The sequence below is a fragment of the Microbacterium sp. genome, assembly GCF_039812165.1.
Taxonomy (GTDB): Bacteria; Actinomycetota; Actinomycetes; order Actinomycetales; family Microbacteriaceae; genus Microbacterium.
Genome location: NZ_JBDIAB010000291.1, coordinates 1 through 2,844, shown reverse-complemented (window position 1 = coordinate 2,844; position 2,844 = coordinate 1). Strand labels below are relative to the sequence as shown.

Annotated in this window: 5 protein-coding genes; all 5 read right to left on the bottom strand. The window is 73.1% G+C overall.

The features are described 5' to 3' along the window. Positions 1 to 81: 81 nt before the first annotated feature. From WML84_RS14495 to folP, 5 genes are read right to left on the bottom strand one after another with little or no spacing between them, the layout of a single operon-like run. On the bottom strand, positions 82 to 591 hold the full coding sequence (locus WML84_RS14495; protein WP_347346845.1) for a PH domain-containing protein: 510 nt from the start codon (positions 589 to 591) through the stop codon (positions 82 to 84). Between the two features lie 41 nt (positions 592 to 632). Further along, positions 633 to 1,100, bottom strand: a complete 468-nt coding sequence (locus WML84_RS14490; RefSeq protein ID WP_347346844.1) for a DUF3180 family protein — start codon at positions 1,098 to 1,100, stop codon at positions 633 to 635. Beyond that, a complete protein-coding gene (folK, locus tag WML84_RS14485) occupies positions 1,097 to 1,630 on the bottom strand; it encodes a 2-amino-4-hydroxy-6-hydroxymethyldihydropteridine diphosphokinase (protein WP_347346843.1) in 534 nt (177 codons plus the stop codon). The genes WML84_RS14490 and folK overlap by 4 nt, the downstream gene beginning before the upstream one ends. Further along, positions 1,627 to 1,995 (bottom strand): dihydroneopterin aldolase, encoded by a 369-nt coding sequence (gene folB, locus WML84_RS14480; RefSeq protein ID WP_347346842.1) that lies wholly within the window; start codon positions 1,993 to 1,995, stop codon positions 1,627 to 1,629. The genes folK and folB overlap by 4 nt, the downstream gene beginning before the upstream one ends. After that, complete coding sequence (gene folP / locus WML84_RS14475; protein WP_347346841.1) at positions 1,979 to 2,782, bottom strand: dihydropteroate synthase; 804 nt, start codon at positions 2,780 to 2,782, stop codon at positions 1,979 to 1,981. Before folP ends, folB begins: the two co-directional genes overlap by 17 nt. Between the last annotated feature and the right edge of the window lie 62 nt (positions 2,783 to 2,844).

Below are 2,844 nucleotides of genomic sequence, written 5' to 3'. Positions count from 1 at the left end.
GGATCGCGATGAGCGCGATCCCGCCCTTGAGCAGCGGGGTGGCCGGATGCAGCCGGTGCCACTCGCCGTCGGCGAGCTCGGTCACAGCCCCGCCCGGCGGGTCTCGGCGAGCGCCACGAGGTGGTCGCGCAGCTCCTCGGCGTCGTCGAGGGCGAGACCCGGGATGACGACCCCGGTGGCCGCGGCGGCCGTCACGAGCTTGAGCTCGGCGAGGCCCAGCGCGCGGGCGAGCGGCCCGCGGGTGATGTCGACGAGCTGCATGCGGCCGAACGGCACCGCCACGAAGCGCTGGAACATGATGCCGCGCCGGAAGAGCAGGTCGTCCTCCCGCAGGAGGTATCCGATCGAGCGCACCCGGCGAGGCGTGAGGGCCACTAGCACGAGCGACACGACGCCGACGCCCACCGTGAGCAACCACCACCAGTCGCCCCAGTGCAGCAGCCACACGGGGAGCGAGGCGGCGAACGTCGACACGGCACCGCTGATGAGGTTGCCCACGAGATCGACGACGATGTACTTCGGCGACACTCGACGCCACTCACCGGGCACGGGATCGAGGCGCGCGGATGCGGCGGGGGCGTCGGAGGTCACGGCACCACGCTACCCGGCGGGGCGCCGTCGCGGCGGGCCGGTCAGGCGGCAGCGCCGTTCGACGGCTTCTCGTCGTCGTCGGGCGGCACGATGCACAGGGTCTCGGCCACCAGGCCCGCCACGAGACCCAGCACCGAGGCCACGAGCATCGCGACCATGCGCCACACCGCATCCGCGGCGCTCACCGGGCGCACGAGCAGTTCCGCGATCATGCCCGCGGCGGCCCCCGTCAGCAGCGCGCCCGCCGCCGCGCAGGCCTTGGCGAGCAGGACGACGCGCGTGGCGTAGAACGGATCGACCCGTCGACGCACCTTGCCGTGCGTCGCGCGCCGGATCGGCACGGCGAGCGCCACCACGATCACGGCGATGAGCACGAGCGTGATGGCGAGGGTGAACTCCGGCAGCAGCTTCTGGGCCCCGAGGGCCCCGAGGGCCAGCTGCGCGAGGAAGCCGCCGACGGCACCGATCGCGGCCAGCACGATGAGCAGCGAAGCACGGGTGCGCGTCATGTCGCGTCTCCGCCTGCACCACCCTCATCGGATCCCGCGACCGAGCTCGGGGTGCCGAGTTCGGCGAGCAGGGCGTCGGCACGACCCCGTCCCGGGATCTCGGCATGCGGGTCGGCGGTGAGCCACGGCCGCAGCACGAAGGCGCGCTCGTGGGCGCGCGGATGCGGCAGCGTCAGCTCGGGGTCGTCCTGCACGAGGTCGCCGTAGACGATCAGGTCGAGGTCGAGCGTGCGATCGCCCCAGCGCCGGGTGCGCACGCGGCCGTGTGCATCCTCGAGCGCACGCAGCACCGCGTGCAGCTCGCTCGGACCGAGGGAGGTGCGGATGAGCGCGACCGTGTTGAGGTAGGCCGGCGCCTCGCGGTCCACGCCGGACGGGCGCAGGGCCGGCGTCTCGATGGGCGGCGCGAGCTTCACGAGCTCGACGCCCTCGGTCGCCGCGAGCTTGTCGGCCGCGGCCTGGATGGTCGCCGCCCGGTCGCCGAGATTGGCGCCGAACGCGACGACGGCCGGGGTGAGATCGCTGCTCATGCGCGGTCCCGCCGCAGGGTGACCGCGACATCCGCGAACGGCACCTCGATGGGCGCGTTGGGCTTGTGCACCGTCACGTCGACCGACGCGACCCTCTCGTACGACAGCGCGATGCGCGCCACGCGATCCGCAACCGTCTCGATGAGGTCGACGGGGTCGGATTCGACCGCCTTCACGACCCGGTTCGCGAGCTCGCCGTAGTCGACCGTCGCGGCGAGCTCGTCGCCCTCGGCGGCGGCCGCGAGCGACAGGTGCAGCACGAGGTCGACGATGAACAGCTGACCCTCGACACGCTCGTGCGGGAGCACGCCGTGGTAGCCCATGGCACGGAGCCCGGTCAGGGCGATCTCATCGCGAGCGTTCATGTCGTCCTCTCGGGTTCCAGTGGGCCTCCACGTCGAGAGCCAGTCTCGTCGCTGCCACGTCGTGCACGCGAACGCCCCACGCGCCCGCCGCGGCGGCGAGGGCGCTGATCGTCGCGGTCGGCGCGTCCCGCCTGCCGAGCGGCGCGTTGTCGGGCAGCAGGCGTCCGATGAAACGCTTGCGGGAAGCGCCGATGAGCACGGGAGCGAGCGGGGTGAGCTCGCCCAGACCGTGCAGCAGCTGCCAATTGTGCTCGGCGGTCTTGGCGAACCCCAGGCCCGGATCGATGATGAGCTGCTCGCGCCGGACGCCGATCACGAGCAGCTCGGCGAGCCGGGCCTTGAGCTCCGCCCGCACCTCCGAGACGACGTCGCGGTAGTGCGGTTCGACGTCGACGCCGCCGCGCCAGTGCATGACGACGAAGTGCACACCCGTCTCGGCGGCCACGACGGCCATCTGCGGATCGTGCAACCCGCCCGACACGTCGTTGATCATCGTCGCGCCCGCCTCGACCGCGGCGCGGGCCGTCGCCGAGTTGCGGGTGTCGACCGACACCGGGATGCCGGCGTCGCCGAGCGCGCGGATCACCGGCAGCACCCGCGCCTGCTCCTCGTCCGGATCGATCGCAAGGGAACCCGGCCGCGTCGACTCGCCGCCCACATCGATCAGGTCGGCGCCCTCGGCCCGCAGCCGGGCGGCGTGCGCCACCGCATCGTCCAGGCGCTGCCACCGGCCGCCGTCGCTGAACGAGTCGGGAGTGACGTTGAGCACACCGAGGATCGCGGTCACGGGACCTCCGCCGGCGCCGCGGGATCCGCATCCGCGTCCGCCCCGTGTCCGATGAGCGCGAG